Source organism: Rhizobium sp. 10N414 (genome assembly GCF_056394785.1).
Map to the genome: position 1 here is coordinate 31975 of NZ_JBFTIN010000024.1, position 22250 is coordinate 54224.

Below are 22250 nucleotides of genomic sequence, written 5' to 3' on the forward strand. Positions count from 1 at the left end.
TCGTCGGAATCGGCTTCCGGTAACAACGACACAGGTTTGGTCACAATTGGTGATTACCTTTTTCTCGACAGCGGAAAGGCGCAGAGCCGGGCCGCGGGAGTGAGGCGAATGGCATCGCGGGGGAGCCGCGCCGGGCAGCGGGTGGACAGTGTCGATGCACTTGGAATTGAAGCTCTCGCAGGAGGGCGGAAGGCTGGATGCGACGCGGGCAAAGGGGCCTTTGAGCCCACCGCGGGATCGCTCGCCGGGAGGAATGCATCCGCGGATCGAAAGTCCGCATGGGTGGAAGCGAAAGAAACCGAGTGAAATGCTGACGTCCGAGTTCAGACCTTTCAGAATGATGCTCATGGGGATTTCCATTGCCTGTTGCGCGGCAATTGTCTCCCCAGCGGGTGCATTCGACATAAAGTCGGGTGTATCGAAGGAGTCTGGCCCGTTCGACCTCTTCAAGTTCGGTTTCAAAGCCTACAAGAACGGCCAGAAGGAAGAGGCGGTCGAAGCCTATAAATACGCGGCGGAAAAGGGACACACGGGCTCACGCTGGGCGCTCGCCAACATGTATGCCGACGGCGATGGCGTCGCGCAGGATGATTTCGAAGCTTTCAAGATCTACAGCGAGATTGCGCAGCAGGGCGTCGAGCCTGGCTCTGAAGATACAGGCTTCTTCGTCAACGCCCTTCTGTCGCTTGCCAACTATTACAAGCACGGAATTCCCGGTAGCCCTGTAAAGACCGATCTCAACCAGGCGCGTCAACTCTACTTCCAGGTCGCGTCTACCTTCGGGGTGCCCGAGGCGCAGTTCCAGCTGGCACAGATGATGCTGGCGGGCGAAGGCGGCAGCACCAGCTCGCAGCAGGCAAAGAAGTGGCTCAACCAGGCCCGCAAGAGCGGCCATCCCGGTGCCATGGCCGTCTTCGGCAATATCCTCTTCCAGGAAGGGCAGGCAGCCAACGGGCTCGCGCTAATGACCGCGGCGCTCGACCGCTGCAAGCCCACGGACTGCGGTTGGATGGAGACCCTGCAGGAGCAGGCTTTCTCCGTCGCAACGGAAAGCGATCGCCGCTCGGCCGTGGCGCTTTCTCACAAGATCGCTGTCAACGGCGCCGATTAAAGCGCGCTGAGCGCTGTCGCCAATCTGAACGAAAAAGCTCAGGCCGCGAAATCGAAGTATGCTACGACTGGCACGTGGTCTGACGGCTTCTCCCAGGCACGAACGTGCTTTTCGATCGCTGATGATGTCATGCGATCGGCAGCCTCAGGCGAAAGCAACAGGTGGTCGATGCGAATGCCGTTGTTCTTCTGCCAGGCACCCGCCTGATAATCCCAGAACGAGTAGAGTTGAACGGCATCGGTCGTCGCGCGCACGGCATCCGTCAGTCCAAGGCCTCCTAGTTTGCGGAATGCCTGGCGCGTCTGCGGCAGGAACAACGCGTCGTTCTCCCAGGCGTTCGGGTCGAAGCAGTCATGCGGCTCCGGGATGACGTTGTAGTCCCCTGCGAGGATCAGGATTTCCTCGTAGGCCAGACGGTCGGCCGCGAATGAGCGCAGCCGTTCCATCCAGGCGAGCTTGTAGCTGTATTTCTCGGTTTCAACAGGATTGCCGTTCGGCAGGTACAGGCAGCACACGCGGGCGACGCGGTTGCCCGGCAGCGAAAAGACGGCTTCCAGGAAGCGAGCCTGCTCATCGAGCGGATCGCCCGGCAGCCCGCGGCTCACTTCGTCAGGTTTGGTCTTGGAAAGGATCGCGACGCCATTGAAGCCCTTCTGGCCGTGTGTCTCGACATGATAGCCCATCGCTTCGATTTCGAGCCTCGGGAAGCCCTCGTCGATCGTCTTGATTTCCTGCAGGCAGACGATATCGGGGTCGGAGTCCTTCAGCCATTGCGTAAGATTGTCGATGCGCGCCTTGACGCCATTGATGTTCCAGGTCGCGATCTTCATGGGGTGTCCTATTCCGCTTCGTCGGCTTCTTGTATCGCGCTCTTTCGATCGCGGACAAGACGATAAAACCGGCCGCAAGGGAATCTTTCGGCCGGTTCGATGTGGATACCAGGGAAAGGGATTAGATCGAGAAGCTTGTGCCGCAGCCGCAACTTGCAACTGCGTTCGGGTTCTTGATCTGGAAGGATTGGCCAAGGAGATTGTCGACGAAGTCAATCTCGGATCCGGCCATGTAGACCAACGAGAGGCTGTCGATCAGCACCTTGGCGTCGTTCTTTTCGACGATCGTGTCGTCGTCCTGCGGGTCATCTGCAAGGTCGAACTTGTAGGAAAAGCCTGAGCAGCCGCCGCCTTCTACGGAAACGCGCAGGGCGCTCTTCCCGGGTTCGGTGCCGACGATCGCCGCGATTCGTTTTGCCGCGGCATCGGAAAGGGTTACACTTGTGTCCGTCATGTTTGCTCCTGCCGGGGTCAAGATCCGGAGAGAATATCTGTTAGCCGCTCGTTTCAAGCGGCTGATTTCATAGCCACTTGCGCTCTATACCACGAAAGCGCCAGTTCGAGCAAAGTGACTGCCAAAGCATCACTTTGCCGTTTATGCTCTTATAGGTATGAAGAGTGCAGGGCGGCGTCAATGGGCGGGCTGCCGCATATAAGTAATGGTGACGAATGACGATCGACAGGCATGCTTTGGGTTATGGCGACAGCGAGAGGGCCGTCTATGCAGCGGACCCTTGGAAGACTCGCGGCAGGCTTTATCCCGAGGATTTCAGCCCGACACGGTCGGATTTTCAGCGTGACCGGGATCGTATTGTTCACACGACCGCATTTCGCCGGCTGAAGCACAAGACGCAGGTCTTCATCGCCCAGGACGGCGATCATTATCGCACCCGTTTGACGCACACGATCGAGGTCGCGCAAGTTGCCCGCGCGCTGGCCCGGGCATTGAAGCTGGACGAAGATCTCGCTGAGGGCGTGGCGCTCGTCCATGATTTCGGCCACACGCCCTTCGGTCACACCGGCGAAGATGCGCTGCACGAGGTTCTGCTGCCCTACGGCGGGTTCGATCACAACGCCCAATCGCTGCGCATCGTCACTAAGCTGGAGCGCCGCTATGCCGATTTCGATGGCATCAATCTGACATGGGAAAGCCTTGAAGGGCTGGTCAAGCACAACGGCCCGCTTCTGACGAAGGACGGTGCCGGCACGCGCGGGCCAGTTCCACAGCCGATCCTGGATTATTGCGAAATCCACGACCTGGAACTGGATACCTATGCCAGCCTTGAGGCACAGGTGGCCGCCATCGCTGACGATATTGCCTACAACACGCATGACATCGACGACGGGCTTCGCTCCGGCTACCTGAGCTTTGAGATGCTGGAGGAGATCCCGTTTCTGGCCGGTCTGATGGCCGAGGTACGGGAACGCTATCCGAACCTTGAGCCCAGCCGCTTTACCCACGAGATCATGCGCCGCCAGATCACGCGGATGGTCGAAGACGTCATTTCCGTTGCCCAACGGGGTCTTGCGGAGATCAAGCCGAAAAGCGCAACGGATGTTCGCCTGGCCAATCGGGTAATCGCGACATTCTCCGACGAGATGTCCGAGACTGACCGGCAGATCAAGGCGATGCTGTTCAAGCGCATCTACCGGCACCCCGAGATCATGCGTATTCGTGCCGGTGCTGCGCAGATCGTGACCGATCTCTTCGCGGCCTATATGGCCAATCCAAAGGAGATGCAGAGCCACTATTGGGTGGATCACATCGCAGGGCTTGCCGAAGCGGCGAGGGCGCGCCATGTCGGCGACTATCTGGCGGGGATGACCGACACCTACGCGATCAGTGCCCACAGGCGATTGTTTGACCACACTCCAGATTTGCGATAGGCAGCGGTCGCCCGGCTAGGACCGGACAAATGCCTTGTGGCAAAGCCTATGCATGGAAGAGTGCGATGAACCTTTTTACCGATTTCGACGCCCGGATTAAAACCGCCCTTGAACAGATCGATCTTGTCAAGGAGAAGCGATCCGAGGTGGATTTCGGCCGCATCGCGATCGAACCGCCACGCGACCCGAGCCACGGCGATGTTGCAACCAACGCCGCGATGGTGCTCGCAAAGCCGCTCGGCACCAATCCGCGCGCCTTGGCTGAGATCATCACGGAGAAGTTGAAGGAAGACGCCGACGTCGCTGACGTCTCGGTAGCTGGACCCGGCTTCATCAACCTCAGGCTCTCCGTCGGTTACTGGCAGCGCCTGCTTGCCTCGATGATTGAGGCCGGTACAGACTACGGCCGCTCGACGATTGGCGCTGGCAAGCGGGTCAACGTCGAGTATGTGTCGGCAAACCCGACTGGTCCTATGCATGTCGGCCATTGCCGCGGCGCCGTTGTCGGCGACGCCCTAGCCAACCTGCTTTCTTTTGCCGGCTTTGATGTCGTCAAGGAGTACTACATCAACGATGCCGGCTCGCAGATCGACGTGCTGGCGCGCTCCGTGTTCCTGCGTTACCGCGAAGCGCTCGGCGAGAAGATCGGAGAGATTCCGCCCGGCCTTTATCCTGGCGACTATCTCATCCCGGTCGGTCAGTCGCTCGCGAATGATTACGGCGTCAAGCTGCACAACATGCCGGAAGAGCAGTGGATGCCGCTCGTCAAGGATCGCACCATTGATGCGATGATGGCGATGATCCGCGATGATCTGGATGCTCTGAACGTGCATCACGACGTCTTCTTCTCGGAGCGCACGCTGCATGCCAATGGCGCCGCCGCGATCCGCACGGCGATCAACGACCTGACTTTCAAGGGACACGTCTACAAGGGCACACTGCCGCCGCCGAAGGGCCAGTTGCCCGAGGATTGGGAAGATCGCGAGCAGACGCTGTTTCGCTCGACGGAAGTCGGCGACGACATGGATCGCCCGCTGATCAAGTCGGACGGTTCCTACACCTATTTTGCTGCCGACGTTGCTTACTTCAAGAACAAATTCGACCGCGATTTCAACGAGATGATCTATGTTCTCGGTGCTGATCACGGCGGCTACGTCAAGCGCCTGGAAGCGGTCGCTCGCGGCGTTTCCGAAGGTAAGGCAAAGCTGACCGTCCTTCTTTGCCAGCTCGTGAAGCTGTTCCGCAATGGCGAGCCGGTCAAGATGTCGAAGCGCTCGGGCGACTTCGTCACGCTCCGCGACGTCGTCGAGGAGGTCGGTCGCGATTCGGTTCGTTTCATGATGCTCTACCGGAAGAGTTCGGAACCGCTGGACTTCGATTTCGCCAAAGTAACGGAGCAATCGAAGGATAATCCGGTGTTCTACGTGCAGTATGCACATGCGCGCTGCATGTCTGTTTTCCGGCAGGCGAAGGAGGCGTTTCCTGACCTCGACGTGACCCCGGCCAACCTTGCTAATGCTGTTGCGGGCATCTCGGATCCCGCGGAATTGCAGCTGGTTGCGAAGGCCGCGGAGTTTCCACGCTTGGTCGAGTCTGCGGCGCAGTCACAGGAGCCTCACCGCGTCGTATTTTACCTCTATGATCTGGCGAGTTCTTTCCATGCGCACTGGAATAAAGGTAAGGATCAAGTAGACTTACGATTTATTAACGATAAGAACCGAGAATCGAGTATAGCCAGATTAGGGCTGGTGTACGCCGTTGCGTCGGTTTTGAAGTCGGGACTTGCCATTGCGGGTACCGCTGCGCCGGATGAGATGCGGTAGCGTCACCATTTACCCACAATGCTCTGGCATAAACCTTAGCAGTTGCGAGTGGGATGAGTATGGCAGACAAACAGCGGGCGTATGACACGCGTAAGAATACGGACCTCTTTGCTGACGATGATCCTTTGGCGGAACTTGCCCGCATCGTCGGCTTCGAGCCGCGGGTAGCAGCAAATACCGTCGAAGATGCCCCCCGACAGGAGCCGGCCTTCAATCTCGAGGATGAATTGTTGCGCGAATTCGAGCGCTACGATGCGCCTCAGTCTGAGGCTTCCTTCGATCTGCCCGAACCCCCTTTCGAGCAACCAGCTGCCTTTGAGGCTCTTGTCGAAGCCGATCTTTCGCCGGTCGCCCAGGCCGAGCCGGAATTTGCTGTCGAGCCTGAAGTCGCGAGCGAGCCGGTGGCCCATCAGTCTTTGGACGCGGCTTCCAACCTCACCCCTGCCGCTTGGGCGTCGAATGCCGTCCGTGAGGGCGAGCAGATTTCAGGTGGCGCACGGGATCTGATCGAAGAACTCGAGATGTCAATCGGCGCGTCGCCGGCTCCCGCTCCTTCGGTGGCCCCCGCCAAGGCGCCCCAGTGGTCTGCGGCCAGCATTCGGTTGCCGATCGCCAACTTTCATCCGGCACGTCGCGATGAGCCTTCACCCGCGCCGATTATTCCTGTTGTAGCGCCGGAGCCAGTCGCCGCTGCGTCGGAGAGCGCTGCTGTTTTCGAAGTGCCCGTTGCCGCAGGCTTTCCTGCTGAAATCGACCGGCACGAAGAAGCCGAGGCGGTTTACGATGCGTCTGAGGTGCCTCAAGGGGCGCCGTTCGCTGAACCTATCATCGATCACAGCGCCTTCGATCTGGCTGCTGCAGCGAAGGATGACGGTGCCCTTCAGGCCGATGCCGCGCTGACCGAAGCCGCGCCGACGGAGAGCGACGATATTGCCTTCGATATCGACGAACTCCTCGCCGACGTATCGCATTACCCTGTTCCTGAGCGTCAGAACACGCCTGCGGCCGATGTCGCAGAGATTCCGCACTCGCCGGAGCCCCCCCGCGTAGTGGCGTCGTTGCCGAAGCCGGTCGAGCCGCCTCTGGCCGCTCCCACGGCCAAGGCCGAACCGGAAGGTGACGATCCTTTCGCTGGACATGACTTTGAACTCGATCTTGAAGGTATCGAGCTGGAGCTTGCCGACTTTGACTTTGCTGAGCCCGTGAAGGTGCAACCGCAAGCGGTCGAGCCGGCGCGAGTTCAGGCACAGCATGTCGAGGTGGTCAGACCTCAGCCGGTTGCCCCGGTGCCCGCTTTCCAGCCGGCGCCCGCTCCGGTCGTTGCTGCCGCCCCGATCCACCAGGCCACGGCCGAGGCAGCGTTCGTCGTGAAGGCGCCTGTTACACCCGCATTCACGGCCGATGCCGGAGACGATCTCCCGTTCGATCCCTCGATGATCTCGGATGCGGAATATCATCCGGAAGCCGTCGAAGAGATGCACGTGCCCGTGCTGCCGCCTATTGAGCAGCCGGAGCCGGTCGTAGCGACCTCCGATTTCGATTTCGACGTCGACGCCGAGATCGCCAACCTTCTTGCACCCGCAAATCCGGTGGAAATGCCCGCGAAACCGGTCGTCGAGGAATGGCGGACCCTTGCGCCCGTCTCAGTCGCGCCGACTGCAACACCGGCAGCGTCCGTCGCCAAGCAGGCACCATTGCAGGGCTTGGACGAGTTCGAGCGCGCTTTGGAAGAAGACTTCCGCCGGAGCGTCAACGAGCCGGTACAGCGCCGCGAGAACGTTTCTCAGGTACAGATCCAGTCGGCGAGTGAAGCCGAGGACATGAGCCGCGCACGCTCGATGAAGCGTATGCTGGCTGCCGCTGCGGCAATCGTCGTGTTCGGCGGTGTCGCCTATGCAGGTTACACGTTCCTGGCCCGCGATGGTGGCCTCGGCATCGCCTCCGGCGAGCCGCGCGTGATCACGGCGGACAACGAGCCGGTTAAGGTCGTACCGGAAAACCCCGGTGGCAAGACCGTGCCGAACCAGGACAAGGCTGTTTACGACAGCGTTGGTGGGGCCGCTGCTGAGGCGCCGAAGCAGAAGGCGCTTGTATCCAGTGACGAGCAGCCGGTGGACGTCGTGCAGCGCACGCTGACACCGGAAACGCTGCCTGAGGACAACGACAGCGATATCGCGACGCCGCCCATGGCGACACCTGTCGGAGACACCGAGGATCCGCGCCTGCTGCCGAGCGAGGATACGGCCGCTGCCGACGAGGCAGACAATGCCAATCAGGCTCCATCGGTTTCCGCCCGCAAGGTCCGCACCATGATCGTCCGACCGGACGGCACTCTGGTTGCCCGCGACGAGCCGGCCCCTCAAGCGGCCCCGACGCTGCCGAAGGCAACGGCGGTTCAGACGCAGAAGATCACGGCTGGCTCAAAGCCGGCTGGCGGCACAGCTGCTAATTTCCCGGCGTCGGGACAGGTTGCTGCCGCTGACATCCGTTCGACTCCGGTTGAAGCAACCAAGCCGACGGCGGCTCAGGCTCCCTCTGAAAACGCGCTGGCCAAGGCGGCTGCCGCCACTCCGGCGAATGTCGATCCGCCGGTTCGCGCCGTGAAGAGCTCGACGGTGAGCGACACTGCACCGGCTCCCGCAGCGCGCCCCGTGACCGATGCGGCGAAGGCACCGGTTGAAGCGCCGGCAGCCCAGAAGCCGAAGGACGTTGCCGCTGTTTCGCCGGCTGCGACCCAGGCTCAGCCGACTGCATCAGCTAGCGGTTATGGCGTCCAGATCGCATCGCTTCCCTCCGAGGAAGAGGCGAAGAAGACCTTCGCTAGCCTTTCGAAGAAGTTCGCGAGCGTGCTTGCCGGTCGCAGCTACGAGATCCGCAAGGCGGATATTGCGGGCAAGGGCACGTTCTACCGCCTTCGTATCCCGGCAGGCTCCAAGGACGAAGCCGCGGCCATTTGCGAAAAGTACCGTGCTGCAGGCGGTAGCTGCCTTATCTCGAAGTAAGTTTCTGCAAGCATTCAATGAAAGCGGCGGGCCTCTGGTCCGCGGCGGGCCTCTGGTCCGCCGCTTTTTTTGTGAATGCCGATTGACGCGGCTCGTAATTCCGCAAGGCACCTCTATGATTCGGGTATGACCGAATCAAAAGCAATGATCCTTGGCTGTAGCGGCCTATCCCTCACTTCCGATGAAAAGGCGTTTTTCAACGCCGAGCGCCCCTGGGGCTTCATTCTGTTCGGGCGCAATATTTCCGAGCCGCAACAGATCAGTGACCTCGTCGCGGAAATGCGAGTCGCCGTCGGTTGGCACGCGCCGGTCCTGATCGACCAGGAAGGTGGACGCGTCCAGCGTATCCGGCCGCCAATCTTCCAGCATTATCCGTCGGGGCAACAGCTTGGTGATATCTATCGGCAGGACAGTGAAAAGGGCCTGCGAGCCGCATGGCTGATGTCGCGGCTGCACGCCTTCGATCTTTCGGGCCTCGGGATCAACGTTGATTGCCTGCCGGTTCTGGATGTGCCGGTGGAAGGCAGCAGCAACGTGATCGGCAATCGCGCCTATGGCGGTGATCCAGCAACTGTGACGGCCATGGGGCGTGCCGCTGCCGATGGTTTGAAGGCGGGTGGCCTTCTACCTGTGATGAAGCACATGCCTGGCCACGGGCGCGGCTTTGGGGATTCACATCACGAACTGCCGGTTGTCACCGTCTCGCGCACGGAACTCGAGGCGCACGATTTCCCGCCGTTCATTGCCATGAAGAACGAATTGATGGCGATGACGTGTCATGTTGTCTTTGCGGCCATCGACTCGGAGCGTCCGGCAACGACCTCACGCAAGGTCATTGACGGCGTCATCCGCGACCATATCGGCTTCAAAGGACTGTTGCTTTCCGATGATACGTCGATGAACGCGCTTGCTGGTACGATCGGTGAGCGCGCCGCCAACATCATCGGCGGTGGATGTGATATCGTGTTGCATTGCAATGGCCACATGGACGAAATGCAGCAGGTGGTCGCAAACGTACCGGTCTTGCAAGGCCAGTCGCTTTTGCGGGCAGAAGCGGTGCTGAATGGCTTCCCGACAGCTGACAAGGCCGACGAGGCCTCGCTTCGGGCCGAATTCGATGCGATGTTTGCAACGGTCTGATTGCGAAAGGAACAGGGCAGGGTGACGACGACCAAGGGCACGGAACGGCCACAGACGGCGGCTACGCCGATGGACAAGCTGTGGCAGGAGAGCGGTGCTGAGCGCGCGACCTCCGATCCGGCCCTGCTGATCGACGTTGCCGGCTTCGAAGGTCCCCTCGACCTCTTGCTCTATCTCGCCCGCAATCAGAAGGTCGATCTGTCCCGCATCTCCGTTCTTGCGCTGGCGGAGCAATATCTGCAGTTCATCGAAAGCGCGCGGCGGATACGGATAGAGCTTGCTGCCGACTATCTCGTGATGGCCGCTTGGCTTGCCTACCTGAAATCGCGTCTGCTGATCCCGCAGCAGGCCAAGGACGACGGGCCCTCCGGCGAGGAGATGGCGGCGACGCTCGCCTTCCGCCTGAAACGCCTCGAAGCGATGCGCGAGGCCGCGAGCGGTCTTGTCAATCGCAACCGCCTCGGACGGGATATCTTCGCTCGCGGCGCCCCAGAGCACATCCCGGACAGGCATCAGTCCGCATATGATGCAAGCCTCTATGATCTGCTGACGGCCTACGCGTCGCTCAGGCAGCGTCAGGCCGTGACGCAGGTCACCATCGCGCGCCGCAACGTCTGGTCGCTGACGGACGCCCGCGAGCTTCTGACCCGCATTTTCGGCGAGGTCAGCGAGTGGACTGCACTCGAATCCTATCTGTTGCGTTACATGTCGTCTCCGGAAGACAGGGTCACGGCGATTGCCAGTGCGTTCGCGGCTTCGCTGGAGCTGGTCCGCGAAGGCAAACTCGAAATCCGGCAGGATGGAGCCTTCCGGCCCCTCTACATGCGGCGGGGCCCCAAGCATGCGACGCTGCAGGTCGTCGAACAGGAGCGACCGGCGTGACCGATCTGGAAGACGAACACATCGATAGCGCAATGGTGGAAGATTCAGACGACGAGGTTCGTGCGGAGACCGAGGCAGAGCGCATCGCCGAGGCACTGGTCTTTGCGTCCGCCCAGCCCGTTTCCGAAAGCTTCATCGCAGATCGCTTGCCTCGCACGTTCAACGTCCGCGCCATCATGTTGCGCCTGAAGGAGCAATATGCCCATCGCGGCGTCAACCTCGTCCAGGTAGACGATGCGTGGGCGTTTCGAACGGCCGCTGATCTCTCTTTCGTCATCCGGCGCGACGAGAACGAAACGAAGAAGCTCTCGCGCGCGGCCCTGGAAGTATTGGCGATCATTGCCTATCATCAGCCGGTGACACGCGCCGAAATCGAGGACATCAGGGGCGTGCAGACCTCTCGCGGCACAATCGACGTGCTGATGGAGGCGGGTTGGGTTCGGTTTCGCGGCCGCAGGCGCACGCCGGGCCGGCCTGTCACCCTCGGCACCACCCGCGATTTCCTCGATCACTTCGGCCTGGAAGAACTCCGCGACCTGCCGGGGCTTGAAGAGTTGAAGGGGGCAGGGCTGCTCTCCGGTCGCATACCGGCCAATTTCAATGTACCATCGCCTATGATGAGCGACGAGTTGACCGAGGACGAAGATCCAATAACGCAACTCGATCTTGAGGAACTCGGCCTGCTTGCACCGGGCGGCGGGTCCGAAGACTAATCGGATTTGTCTTGGTTCCGCCACGCATCGCGAAAACAATGCCGATCATAGTTTTTCGGATGTGTATTCTCTTGTCACAGAGGGCGATCCCGTGACATTAAGCGACAATCCAAGGGGAACTTTGATGTTGGAATTGGTGTAGGAAGCTCTTACATCTGGAAACATCGCAACAGGGAGTTAGCGTAATGGGTTCTTTTAGCATGTGGCACTGGCTGATCGTTCTGGTCATCGTGCTTTTGTTGTTCGGTCGCGGCAAGATTCCGGAGCTGATGGGTGATGTCGCCAAGGGTATCAAGAGCTTCAAGAAGGGCATGAACGACGAAGACGCGCCTGAGTCCACGACTGCCAAGACCGTCGATCACAAGGCCGACGAGACGAAGTAATCCACTTCCGGGCAACGTAGCCCCCACGTTTCCCGTTCAGGAGCCTTGAATGTTCGATATTGGCTGGACCGAGCTGCTTGTCATCGCGGTCGTATTGATCGTGGTGGTTGGTCCCAAGGACTTGCCGCCGATGCTTCGTGCGTTCGGCAAGATGACGCAGCGCGCTCGTAAGGTCGCCGGTGAGTTTCGTGCCCAGTTCGACGAGGCCCTGCGTGAAGCGGATCTGGACGAAGTTCGCCAGACGCTGACTGATGCGCAGAAGCTGAACCCCGTCAACACCTTGCGCGAAGCAATGAACCCGCTTCGCCAGATGGGCAACGAAATCAAGGCTGACCTGCAGAAGGCGACGACGGTCGATAACAAGACCGAAGTTCCGCCGGCTGCCGTATCGGTTCCTGAGCCGTTGATGAGCCTGCCAGAGACGCCGCCGGTCGTAGCACCGGCGCCTGTTGCAGCAGGCGTGGAAAATGCGGCAGCCCAGGAAAAGCCGAAGGCGGCCCATAAACCGCGCGCCAAGGCGGAGCCTGCGCCTGCCGCGGTTGCTGCTCCGGTCGGAAAGCCCAAGCGGACTTCGACGAAGACAGCGGCCGCCAAGAAGCCTGCGGCAGTTGCCGCCACAGCCGCTCCGAAGAAGACGGCAGCAAAGAAGAAGAAGGACGACGCATGAGCGGTGAAATCGAAGACAAGCCGCAGCCACTGATCGAACACCTGATGGAGTTGCGTACGCGGCTGATCTGGTCGATCGGTGCGTTTTTCGTCGCGTTCATCGCCTGCTTCATATTCGCCAAGCATCTCTTCAATGTGCTCGTCTATCCATACAAGTGGGCGGTGACCTGGGCGCATCTAGACGTGTCCAAGGCGCAGCTCATATACACCGCGCCGCAGGAGTTCTTCTTCACGCAGGTAAAGGTCGCCATGTTCGGCGGCCTGGTCATCGCCTTTCCGATTATCGCGGCGCAGATCTACAAGTTCGTCGCCCCTGGCCTCTACAAGAACGAGCGCGCGGCCTTCCTGCCGTTTCTGATTGCGTCGCCGGTCCTGTTTCTGATGGGTGCTTCGCTCGTCTATTTCTTCTTCACGCCGATGGTCATGTGGTTCTTCCTGACCATGCAGCAGGCGCCGGGTGAGGGCGATGTCGCGATCTCGCTGCTTCCGAAGGTCTCTGAGTACCTCAGCCTGATCATGACGCTGGTGTTTTCGTTCGGCCTGGTCTTCCAGCTTCCTGTCATCACCACGCTGCTCGCCCGTGTTGGGCTGCTGACTTCCGATTGGCTGGCCGAGAAGCGCAAGTTCGCGATCGTGCTCGCTTTTATCGTGGCAGCGGTGCTGACGCCGCCCGATCCGATGTCCCAGATCGGCCTTGCACTGCCGACCATCCTTCTCTACGAGATTTCCATCTACGCGGCGCGACTCGTGGAGCGCCAGCGTGCCCGCGAGGCGGTCGAAGAGGCTGAAGGAAACACGGACGTTGCCAAGACGGACAACGTCTGACGATTTCCCTCAATGAGCGCTTCCAAGCATCCGGTCGAGGCCTAGCCGGGCTTTGGCCGGGTTATCTTTTTACAACGACCTGGAACGACGATGCTCGATATAAAATGGATCCGTGAGAATCCCGAAGCCCTCGATGCGGCACTTGCCAAGCGTGGTGCCGAGCCTTTGTCCGAAAACCTGATTGCGATCGACGAAAAGCGCCGTTCGGCCATCCAAAGCGTCCAGGACATGCTGTCCCGCCGCAATGCCGCCTCCAAGGAGATCGGCGCTGCGATGGCCCAGAAAAACAATGAACTTGCTGAAAAGCTGAAGGCCGAAGTAGCCGACTTGAAGTCGCTGCTTCCGGCCGCGGAAGAGGGCGAGCGGCAGGCGACGGACGAACTGAACGATGCGCTGTCGCGCATTCCGAACATCCCGCACGATGACGTGCCGGTTGGCAAGGACGAGCACGACAATTCCGTTGCCCGAGTCGTCGGCGAAAAGCCCCGCTGGAATCATACGCCGAAGGAACACTTCGAAATCGGCGAAGCGCTCGGCTACATGGACTTCGAACGGGCTGCGAAGCTCTCGGGATCGCGCTTTACCGTGCTGACCGGCCCGCTGGCGCGGCTGGAGCGTGCGCTCGGTCAGTTCATGATCGACCTGCATACGCGCGAGCACGGCTATACCGAAGTCAGCTCGCCGCTGATGGTTCGTGACGATGCCATGTTCGGCACCGGCCAGCTGCCAAAGTTTGCGGAGGACCTGTTCAAGACAACGGATGGCCGCTGGTTGATCCCAACCGCCGAGGTGACGCTCACCAATCTCGTCTCGGGGGAAATCCTCGACCAGGAGAAACTGCCGCTTCGCTTCACCGCGCTGACCCCGTCCTTCCGATCGGAGGCAGGCTCTGCCGGACGCGACACGCGTGGTATGCTGCGCCAGCATCAGTTCTGGAAGTGCGAGCTCGTCTCGATCACCGATGCCGAGAGTTCGCTTGCCGAGCACGAGCGTATGACCGCTTGCGCCGAAGAGGTGCTGAAGCGCCTCGGCTTGCATTTCCGCACGATGACGCTCTGCACCGGCGACATGGGCTTCGGTTCGCGCAAGACCTACGACCTCGAGGTTTGGCTGCCCGGCCAGAACACCTATCGTGAAATCTCGTCCTGCTCGGTCTGCGGCGATTTCCAGGCGCGTCGTATGAATGCGCGCTATCGCGGCAAGGAAGACAAGGCGACGAAGTTCGTCCACACGCTGAACGGTTCCGGCACGGCGGTCGGCCGCTGCCTGATTGCGGTTCTGGAGAACTACCTGAACGAGGATGGTTCCGTGACCGTTCCCGATGCTCTGCTGCCATACATGGGCGGTTTGACGAAGATCGAACGGGCGGCCTGAGCCGATGCGCATTCTGCTCACCAACGACGACGGCATTCACGCGGAAGGCCTCGCGGCGCTGGAGCGGATTGCGCGGACGCTGTCCGATGATGTCTGGATTGTCGCGCCGGAGACGGACCAGAGCGGCCTTGCGCATTCGCTGAGTCTTTCCGAGCCGTTGCGGCTTCGGAAGATTTCCGACAAGCATTTCGCGCTGCGCGGAACTCCGACCGATTGCGTCATCATGGGCGTCAAGCAGGTTATGGACGTCAAGCCCGACCTGGTGCTCTCGGGCGTCAATTCAGGCTCTAACGTCGCCGATGATGTGACCTATTCGGGCACCGTCGCCGGGGCGATCGAGGGCACGCTGCAGGGTGTCCGCTCCTTTGCGTTGAGCCAAGCCTATCTGCACCAAGACGGGGCAAGGGTGGTCCCCTGGGAGGTCTGCGAGGCGCATGCGCCGGCACTTCTCGACAAGCTCATATCGCTCGACCTGCCTGACGGCACCTTCCTGAACCTGAACTTTCCGAATTGCCGGCCGGAAGAGGTCGAGGGCGTGGAAGTGACGGCACAAGGGCGGCTTGCCTTCAACCTGCAGGTCGATGCCCGTTCCGACGGGCGCGGCCTGCCCTATTACTGGCTCCGGTTTGGAGAACGCGCCGGCGCCTTCGTCGCAGGCACGGATATTCACGCCCTGAGAAGCCGCAAGATTTCGGTAACGCCTTTGAAACTGGATCTGACTGATTATTCCGTACAGGACCGCGTCGCGCGGGCGCTTTCGGGTACGGAGTAGACTATTTTGACGGCACGGTTGGTGGAGAAGGAAGGTTTTGCGGCGCTCGTCTTGAGGCTGCGAGCCGAAGGCGTGTCCGATCTGGACCTGCTGACAGCAGTCGAGCAGACGCCACGGTCGCTGTTCGTGCCGGCACAGTTTGCCGAGCAGGCCTATTCGAGCCGCACGATCCCGATCGAATGCGGCTCCTTCATCGAGGGCGTCGATCTCGCGGTCAGGATCCTTCATCACCTGAAAATCAAACCCGGGCAACGCGTGCTCGAGGTCGGCACCGGCAGCGGCTTCATGACCGCCGTCATGGCTCGCATGGCCGAGCGCGTGCTGACGATCGACCGCTACAAGACACTGACGACGAATGCGCAGCGCCGCATAGACTCGCTCGGACTGCGAAACGTCATCATCCGCCAGGCTGACGGCAGTGCCGGTCTGCAGGGAGAGGGGACCTTCGACCGTATCGTCGTAACCGCTGCGTTCAATTCGATGCCACGGTTCTACACCGACCAACTCGTTTCCGGCGGTTCGATGATCGCTCCATTGATGATTTCCGACAACGAGTGTCGCCTCGTGCGGCTCACGAAAACGGGCAGCCGCTTCGAGCGCGAGGAGCTGTTCGACACACCCTATCTTCCGATCGTCCCTCGTCTCGCATCTCAACTCTAGGGCGACTGGCTCGCAAGCGCTGCTATGGTTAGCAATCCCTCAAAAAAATCTCGCGGATTCCGGCACCTTAACCGCGTGGTAATACTAACGCGCTTTAATAAACCCACAAATGGTTGCGTTAATCAGTGGGTCGAGTCATGCGTTTCAGTCTTTCGCCAAGAGTGGGCAAGTCTGCCGGTAATGTCCTGATAGCGGCTTTGCTGGCGAGTGCGGCAACGGGTTGCAGTTCCGATGTGACACGTTTCGGTGGTCTCTTCTCGTCATCCGGTCAGGACCAGATGACGACCAACTCAATCCCTCGCAGAGGTATGCAGGCCGATCCGGTGCCGCAGGCGGATTTGGCACAGGGCGGCTACGCGCCAAGTAGCCAGGCAACGAGCCAGCCTTATCCCGCGCAGCCCGCTTATGGCGCCTCCAGCGCCCGCATGGCCTCGGCACCTGTTTCCGTCCAGCGCTCCGAACTCGCGGCTCCCTCCGCCGTTGCACCGGCAGCGCCATCCCGTGAAAGGCAAGTCGCACTCGCCCAGCCATTCCCTGCCGCCACTGCTCCGAAGAAGTCGGCGCCCATTCTCGTTCCACCGAAGGCAGACGCGATCGTCACCGGCACGAACCCCAAGGTTTCCGGCTGGTCGGCAACCAATGCGCCGTCCGTCACACTTCGCCCGGGTGAAAGCATCACGACACTCGCCAACCGCTACGGTGTGCCGGAGAAGGAGATCCTTCGCGTCAACGGCTTCAAGGCTGCCGCTGCCGCCAAGCCGGGCCAGATCATCCTGATCCCGACATTCAATGGAGGCAATGCAGCAAAGGCAGCCGCCCAAAGCGCCGACCTCTCCAAAGGTGGGCATCTGCCGCAACCGAACAAGCAGCAGGAACAGAACGTTGCGGTCGTTCCGGGTGCGAACTCCGCCCGTGACAAGTCAGTCGCAAATGCCGATCTGTCCAACAAACTTGCGGCCGGTGCAGGCAAGGGGCCAAAGGGCGCCGGCGGCACCTACGTCGTCAAGCCGGGTGACTCGCTCGCCAAGATCGCCAAGGCGACGGGCACCAGCATCGACGATCTGAAGGCCGCCAATAACCTGTCGGCCGGTTCTATTCGCATCGGTCAGGAGCTTAGTCTTCCGGGTGGTTCTAAGGATGGCATGAAGACGGCTTCCATTCCGGCAAAGGCAGAGCCGAAGCCAGTCGCCGAGCCCGCCTCCGCAACGTCGACTGCTGCCGCGCAGCCGGCAACCTACAAGGCTCCTGTCGCCACCGAGACGGTGGATGAGGCTGCCAAGAAGGAAGTGGCATCCGCCGCACCCGAGGCTACCGGCATCGGCAAGTATCGCTGGCCGGTTCGTGGAGCTGTCATTGCCGCCTACGGCGCCAACGTCAACGGCAGCCGCAACGACGGCATCGACATTTCCGTGCCCCAAGGTACGCCGATCAAGGCGGCCGAAAACGGCGTGGTCATCTATGCTGGCAACGGCCTGAAGGAACTCGGCAATACGGTCCTCGTCCGCCACGACGATGGTACGGTCACCGTCTACGGCAACGCCGATACCTTGAGTGTTGCCCGCGGCCAGAAGATCCAGCGCGGCCAGACGGTCGCCGTCTCCGGCATGAGCGGCAACGTCAAGCAGCCGCAGGTCCATTTCGAAGTTCGGAAGGACGCGACGCCGGTCAACCCGATTACCTTCCTCGAATAGGTATTGCGTCCGAGGATGCTCAAAAGCCCGGCCTCAAGCCGGGCTTTTGTCATTATGCACGGTCGAGTGCGATGCGCATCCGACCGGCGAGATCCTGAATGTACTGCCAGGCAACACGGCCCGAACGTGCGCCACGCGTCGTGGCCCATTCTAGCGCCTCCGCATGCATCTTCTCGCGATCGATTGGCAGCCTGAAGTGGTCGGCATAGCCGTCGATCATCGTTAGATAGTCGTCCTGGCTGCATTTGTGAAAACCCAGCCAAAGGCCGAACCGGTCGGACAGCGAAACCTTTTCCTCGACCGCCTCCGAAGGATTGATCGCCGTCGACTGCTCGTTCTCCATCATGTGGCGCGGAAGCAGGTGGCGCCGGTTCGAGGTCGCATAGAACAGGACGTTGTCCGGTCGACCTTCCACGCCGCCATCAAGGGCTGCCTTGAGCGATTTGTAGGCCGTGTCATCATGGTCGAACGAAAGGTCGTCGCAGAAGACGATGACACGGTGCGGCGTGTCCTTGAGAAGATCGAGCAGCGTCGGGAGGCTCGCAATATCCTCGCGATGCACTTCCACCAGCTTTAGCGACACGCCGCTCTCGCGCCGCACATCCTCGTGAACAGCCTTGACCAGCGACGACTTCCCCATGCCGCGCGCACCCCAGAGAAGAACGTTGTTGGCCGGAAAGCCTTCGGCGAAGCGCACCGTATTCTCGTGCAGGATATCGCGCACGTGGTCGACACCGCGGATGAGCTTCAGCGCCACGCGGTTCGGCCGTGCAACCGGCTGAAGATGCTGACGGGCAGGGGACCAGACGAAGCAGTCGGCCGCGTTCCAGTCGTTCAATGCGGGCGGCGGCCCCGCCAACCGATCGATCGCATCTGTGAGCCGGCGCAGCTCCGTCAGAATGGCGTTGTTGACGTCTCCGGCCATGGGCCTTCCTCCTGAATTCTGCTTGCAACCAGTGTACTGTGTCTTTTGCCTGCGGCGTAGCATGGCCTTTTACGAGCGGAAAGGTTATGAGGCAGCGGAATCGGTACGGTTTCCAGCTGTTTCTGTTGCATTCGCAAAGACCGCAATTATAGTCCGGCCACCCGAGAAAGGCGGAGTTCCGCCTCCGGAAAGTTTGAGGAGTTTAGCATGTTCATCACCCCGGCATTTGCCCAGGCTGCCACCGATACCGCGGCGTCGCCGTTCGGTTCCGGCTTCGAAATGATCATTCTTTTCGTGCCGTTGATGGTTGTATGGTATTTCCTGCTGATCCGTCCGCAGCGCGCCCAGGCCAAAAAGCGGGAAGAAACGCTGAAGGCGATCCGCCGTGGCGATCAGGTTGTGACCGGCGGTGGCCTCGTCGGCAAGGTCACCAAGGTTGTTGACGACAAAGAACTCGAAGTGGAGATTGCAGACGGCGTTCGCGTTCGCATCGTCCGCACCGGCATTTCGGAAGTTCGCGTCAAGGGTGAGCCAGTCAAGGCGGACGCAGCATAGTATTGCAAACCAAGATGTGAACCGGATTAGGCCGGGTCGGAAATAGTCGAGAGAAAATGCACCGTTTTTCCCGCTTGAAGGCCGTCCTGATCTGGGTTTTGGTGGTGGTGGCCGTGATACTCGCGGCCCCAAATCTGTTGTCTGAAGGGCAGCGTTCGAGGCTGCCCCTATGGCTGGCTCATAGCCACATTGTTCCTGGCCCCGATGTGCAGGGCGGTTCCCATCTGCTTTTCCAGATAGAACGCGCTGATATCGTAAAGCACCAGCTCGAACGCACAGTCGCGGATGTGCGCGGTAAGTTGCGCGAAGCCAATATTCGCTACACTGGCCTGACCGGCAACGATCAGGAGATCACCGTCAAGATTACCGCTGCCAGCCAGGTGGATGCTGCCGTCAATGCGTTGAGCGCGCTGACCGTGAGCACGAAAAGTGGCTGGTTCGGTGGCTCGGTTCAGAATGTTTCCCTGCAGAAGGGCAATGACGGACAGCTTACGCTACGAATTTCGAACGCTAGCATCGACCAAGGTATCGCGGCCGCTCGGACGCAGTCCGTCGAGGTTGTGGAGCGTCGCATCGCCGGCATTGGGATTAGCAGTTTTTCAGTCCGCGGAGACGGGCGCGATCGTATCGACGTCAAGGCACTGGGCTCGGTCGACGTCGAGCGCCTGAAGAATATTCTGAGCGAGCCGGCCCAGCTCTCCGTCCGGCTGATCGATGAAAGCATGTCGGGGCAGGAGGCCCTTGCCGGTCGCTGGCCCGCGACGTCAGAGGTTCTCTACTCGCTCGACGATCCGCCCGTTCCCTATCTCGTGGACCGCACTGATTTCGTGACGGGCAACAATCTCGTTGACGTTCAGGCCGTCGCCGATGCGAACACGGATTCAGTCGCAATCAGTTACAAGCTGGATGCTGAAGGGACCGAACGCCTCGCGCAGAAGACTCGCCAGAACATCGGTCGGCACCTTGCCATACTTTTCGATGATCAGGTCATGGCGGCGCCTCTGATCAATGCGCCGATCCTGGACGGCACCGGGAAGGTGCCGGTCAGCTTCAGTGAGGACGGAGCCCGCGATCTTGCGCTGATCTTGCGAAGCGGCGCTCTGCCGGCGACGTTGACGACCGTAGAGGAGCGCACCGTCAGCCCCATCCTCGGGGCTGAATCAAAGCGCGCCGGTCTGATCGCCGGCTTCGTCGCTGCGATCCTTGTCACCGGATTGATGTTTGCCTTCTATCGCAAGCTGGGCATCATTGCCGGCATTTCGCTGGTCCTGAATCTGCTTTTGATTCTTGCTGTGCTGAGCGTGATCGGCGCGACACTCACGCTGCCCGGCCTCGCAGGTATCGTCTTGATCATCGGCATGGCCGTCGACGCCAATGTGCTTGTCTACGAGCGCATTCGCGAGGAGGCGAAAGCCGGTCACTCCTTCGCGGATGCGATCGACAACGGCTTCTCCCGGGCATTTATGACGATCCTTGATGCCAACGTCACGATCGTCATTGCGGCCGTCATTCTCTATTATCTCGGCAGCGATACCGTCCGCGGTTTTGCAGTGACGCTGGCCGCGGGAATCCTGACGACGGTCTTCACTACCTTCACGCTGACGCGCTGGATTGTCGTTACCTGGCTGCATCGCAAGCACCCGCGGCATCTGCCAAGGGATGTTCAGACGGGCATTTTCGACCGCGCGAACATCCGTTTCATGGGCATCAGGCGCTACACCTTCACGGTGTCGGCCGTGCTTTCCATTCTCGCCATGGTCGGCTTCGCGACAGTCGGTGCAAATCTTGGTGTCGACTTTGCGGGCGGGTCGCTGGTGGAAGTCAAGGCGAAGCAAGGAGCTGCCGATCGTGATGATATCCGCGCTCGCCTCGGTGATCTGAACATCGGGGCCATTGAGGCTCGCCGCCTTTCGGACCCGTCGACGGCATTGGTCCGCATCCAGGCGCAAGGCGGCGGCGAGAATGCCGAACAGTCTGCCATGACGTTGCTGCGTGATGAATTGAGCGACGACTATGAGATCCGGCGTGTCGAGGTTGTCGGCCCCGCCGTATCAGGCGAACTGACCAGGGCCGCGACGTTGGGCATACTCGGTTCGCTCGCTATCATCCTGCTTTACATCTGGCTCCGCTTCGAATGGCAATTCGCGATCGGCGCGATTATCGCGACGCTCCACGATATCATCCTGACGCTAGGCCTTTTCGTACTGACCGGCATGGAATTCAATCTCACAAGCGTTGCGGCCCTCCTGACGATCGTCGGCTATTCGCTCAACGATACAGTCGTCGTCTACGACAGGATGCGCGAGAATCTGAAGCGCTATCGCAAGATGCCTATGCCGATCCTGATCGATGCTTCCATCAACCAGACGCTGTCGCGCACCGTTTTGACGGCGGCAACGACGTTGCTGGCGCTCCTGGCGCTCTGCCTTTTCGGTGGCGACGTGATCCGCCCGTTCGCCTTTGTGATGCTGTTCGGCGTTGCCATTGGCACCTTTTCCTCCATCTATATAGCCGCGCCCGTGCTGATAGCCTTCAAGCTCCGCCCTGACGCGATTGACAACGATCAGAACAAGAAAGTGGCCGAGCCGGATACGAACCCCGGCAATCCGGCAGTGTGAGAATATGGCAAGAGGCATAGAAATCCGCGAGGCGCATTTTCCTGGACGTGCGCCCATCGATACCTACGGCAATGGCGGCTTCCGTTTCGCTGACATGTCTCATCGCGGGTCGATCCTTTGCCTGCCGTCCGGCATCTATGGCTGGGACATGGACATGTCGAAGTCTCTGTCGATCAAGAATTTTCAAAAGGTGCTCGATGAAGCAGCCGGGATCGAGGTTCTGCTGATCGGGACGGGAGACGACATGCGTCCGATCCCGCCTGATCTGAAGGCCGCGCTCAAGGCTGCAGGTATTTCCTCGGATCCCATGAACACAGGCGCGGCCGTCCGCACCTTCAATATCATGCTCATGGAATCCCGCGCTGTCGCCGCGGCACTGATCGCGGTTTGACA

General features: G+C 60.4%; 20 protein-coding genes. 17 read left to right on the forward strand and 3 right to left on the reverse strand.

Translation table 11 applies throughout. The features are described from left to right. Positions 1-307 precede the first annotated feature (307 nt). Positions 308-1111, forward strand: a complete 804-nt coding sequence (gene exoR, locus AC1DE4_RS20440) for an exopolysaccharide production regulator ExoR (RefSeq protein WP_025659093.1) — start codon at positions 308-310, stop codon at positions 1109-1111. Between the two features lie 38 nt (positions 1112-1149). Here exoR and xth read toward each other — a convergent pair whose 3' ends face one another. Together xth and erpA are read right to left on the reverse strand one after the other, a co-directional pair. Next, complete coding sequence (gene xth / locus AC1DE4_RS20445) at positions 1150-1941, reverse strand: exodeoxyribonuclease III (RefSeq protein ID WP_025659092.1); 792 nt, start codon at positions 1939-1941, stop codon at positions 1150-1152. A gap of 121 nt (positions 1942-2062) precedes the next feature. Next, positions 2063-2395, reverse strand: a complete 333-nt coding sequence (gene erpA / locus AC1DE4_RS20450; protein ID WP_018859392.1) for an iron-sulfur cluster insertion protein ErpA — start codon at positions 2393-2395, stop codon at positions 2063-2065. Positions 2396-2610: 215 nt separating this feature from the next. On the opposite strand from erpA, the gene AC1DE4_RS20455 reads away from it, so the two are divergent. From AC1DE4_RS20455 to AC1DE4_RS20515, 13 genes are all read left to right on the forward strand, one after another. Beyond that, on the forward strand, positions 2611-3828 hold the full coding sequence (locus AC1DE4_RS20455) for a deoxyguanosinetriphosphate triphosphohydrolase (protein ID WP_025659091.1): 1218 nt from the start codon (positions 2611-2613) through the stop codon (positions 3826-3828). A 65-nt stretch (positions 3829-3893) separates the two neighbouring features. Continuing rightward, the gene (gene argS / locus AC1DE4_RS20460; protein ID WP_025659090.1) at positions 3894-5651 is read left to right on the forward strand and encodes an arginine--tRNA ligase; all 1758 of its coding nucleotides are present in this window, start codon (positions 3894-3896) and stop codon (positions 5649-5651) included. A gap of 59 nt (positions 5652-5710) precedes the next feature. Next, positions 5711-8653 carry an SPOR domain-containing protein gene (locus AC1DE4_RS20465; protein ID WP_025659089.1) on the forward strand — a complete coding sequence of 981 codons (2943 nt, stop codon included), beginning with the start codon at positions 5711-5713 and terminating at the stop codon, positions 8651-8653. Positions 8654-8779: 126 nt separating this feature from the next. Next, positions 8780-9793 carry a beta-N-acetylhexosaminidase gene (nagZ, locus tag AC1DE4_RS20470; RefSeq protein ID WP_025659088.1) on the forward strand — a complete coding sequence of 338 codons (1014 nt, stop codon included), beginning with the start codon at positions 8780-8782 and terminating at the stop codon, positions 9791-9793. Between the two features lie 21 nt (positions 9794-9814). Beyond that, complete coding sequence (locus tag AC1DE4_RS20475) at positions 9815-10675, forward strand: segregation and condensation protein A (RefSeq protein WP_477882705.1); 861 nt, start codon at positions 9815-9817, stop codon at positions 10673-10675. 32 nt (positions 10676-10707) lie between these two features. Beyond that, positions 10708-11388 (forward strand): SMC-Scp complex subunit ScpB, encoded by a 681-nt coding sequence (scpB, locus tag AC1DE4_RS20480; RefSeq protein ID WP_051420040.1) that lies wholly within the window; start codon positions 10708-10710, stop codon positions 11386-11388. Between the two features lie 185 nt (positions 11389-11573). After that, positions 11574-11771: a twin-arginine translocase TatA/TatE family subunit gene (locus AC1DE4_RS20485; protein WP_007532194.1), complete on the forward strand. Its 198-nt coding sequence runs from the start codon at positions 11574-11576 to the stop codon at positions 11769-11771. Between the two features lie 49 nt (positions 11772-11820). Next, positions 11821-12438 (forward strand): Sec-independent protein translocase protein TatB, encoded by a 618-nt coding sequence (gene tatB / locus AC1DE4_RS20490; RefSeq protein ID WP_025659085.1) that lies wholly within the window; start codon positions 11821-11823, stop codon positions 12436-12438. Beyond that, on the forward strand, positions 12435-13262 hold the full coding sequence (gene tatC, locus AC1DE4_RS20495; RefSeq protein WP_018859384.1) for a twin-arginine translocase subunit TatC: 828 nt from the start codon (positions 12435-12437) through the stop codon (positions 13260-13262). The genes tatB and tatC overlap by 4 nt, the downstream gene beginning before the upstream one ends. A gap of 90 nt (positions 13263-13352) precedes the next feature. Beyond that, entirely contained in the window at positions 13353-14636 is a 1284-nt protein-coding gene (serS, locus tag AC1DE4_RS20500; protein ID WP_025659084.1) for a serine--tRNA ligase, read from the forward strand. A gap of 4 nt (positions 14637-14640) precedes the next feature. Further along, positions 14641-15408, forward strand: a complete 768-nt coding sequence (gene surE / locus AC1DE4_RS20505; protein WP_018859382.1) for a 5'/3'-nucleotidase SurE — start codon at positions 14641-14643, stop codon at positions 15406-15408. A gap of 6 nt (positions 15409-15414) precedes the next feature. After that, positions 15415-16068 (forward strand): protein-L-isoaspartate(D-aspartate) O-methyltransferase, encoded by a 654-nt coding sequence (locus AC1DE4_RS20510; RefSeq protein ID WP_025659083.1) that lies wholly within the window; start codon positions 15415-15417, stop codon positions 16066-16068. Positions 16069-16205: 137 nt separating this feature from the next. Continuing rightward, positions 16206-17759, forward strand: coding sequence for a peptidoglycan DD-metalloendopeptidase family protein (locus AC1DE4_RS20515; protein ID WP_025659082.1), 1554 nt, complete (start codon positions 16206-16208; stop codon positions 17757-17759). Between the two features lie 52 nt (positions 17760-17811). On the opposite strand, the gene AC1DE4_RS20520 is transcribed toward AC1DE4_RS20515, so the two are convergent. Continuing rightward, the gene (locus AC1DE4_RS20520; protein WP_025659081.1) at positions 17812-18684 is read right to left on the reverse strand and encodes an ATP-binding protein; all 873 of its coding nucleotides are present in this window, start codon (positions 18682-18684) and stop codon (positions 17812-17814) included. A gap of 207 nt (positions 18685-18891) precedes the next feature. Here AC1DE4_RS20520 and yajC point away from each other — a divergent pair, with 207 nt between their 5' ends. Genes yajC through AC1DE4_RS20535 form a run of 3 tightly spaced genes read left to right on the forward strand, consistent with a single transcriptional unit; the run spans position 18892 to position 22248 of the window. Beyond that, positions 18892-19239, forward strand: a complete 348-nt coding sequence (gene yajC, locus AC1DE4_RS20525; RefSeq protein WP_018859378.1) for a preprotein translocase subunit YajC — start codon at positions 18892-18894, stop codon at positions 19237-19239. Positions 19240-19295: 56 nt separating this feature from the next. Continuing rightward, complete coding sequence (secDF, locus tag AC1DE4_RS20530; protein WP_025659080.1) at positions 19296-21857, forward strand: protein translocase subunit SecDF; 2562 nt, start codon at positions 19296-19298, stop codon at positions 21855-21857. A 4-nt stretch (positions 21858-21861) separates the two neighbouring features. Continuing rightward, the gene (locus AC1DE4_RS20535; protein ID WP_025659079.1) at positions 21862-22248 is read left to right on the forward strand and encodes an Mth938-like domain-containing protein; all 387 of its coding nucleotides are present in this window, start codon (positions 21862-21864) and stop codon (positions 22246-22248) included. Positions 22249-22250: the final 2 nt, after the last annotated feature.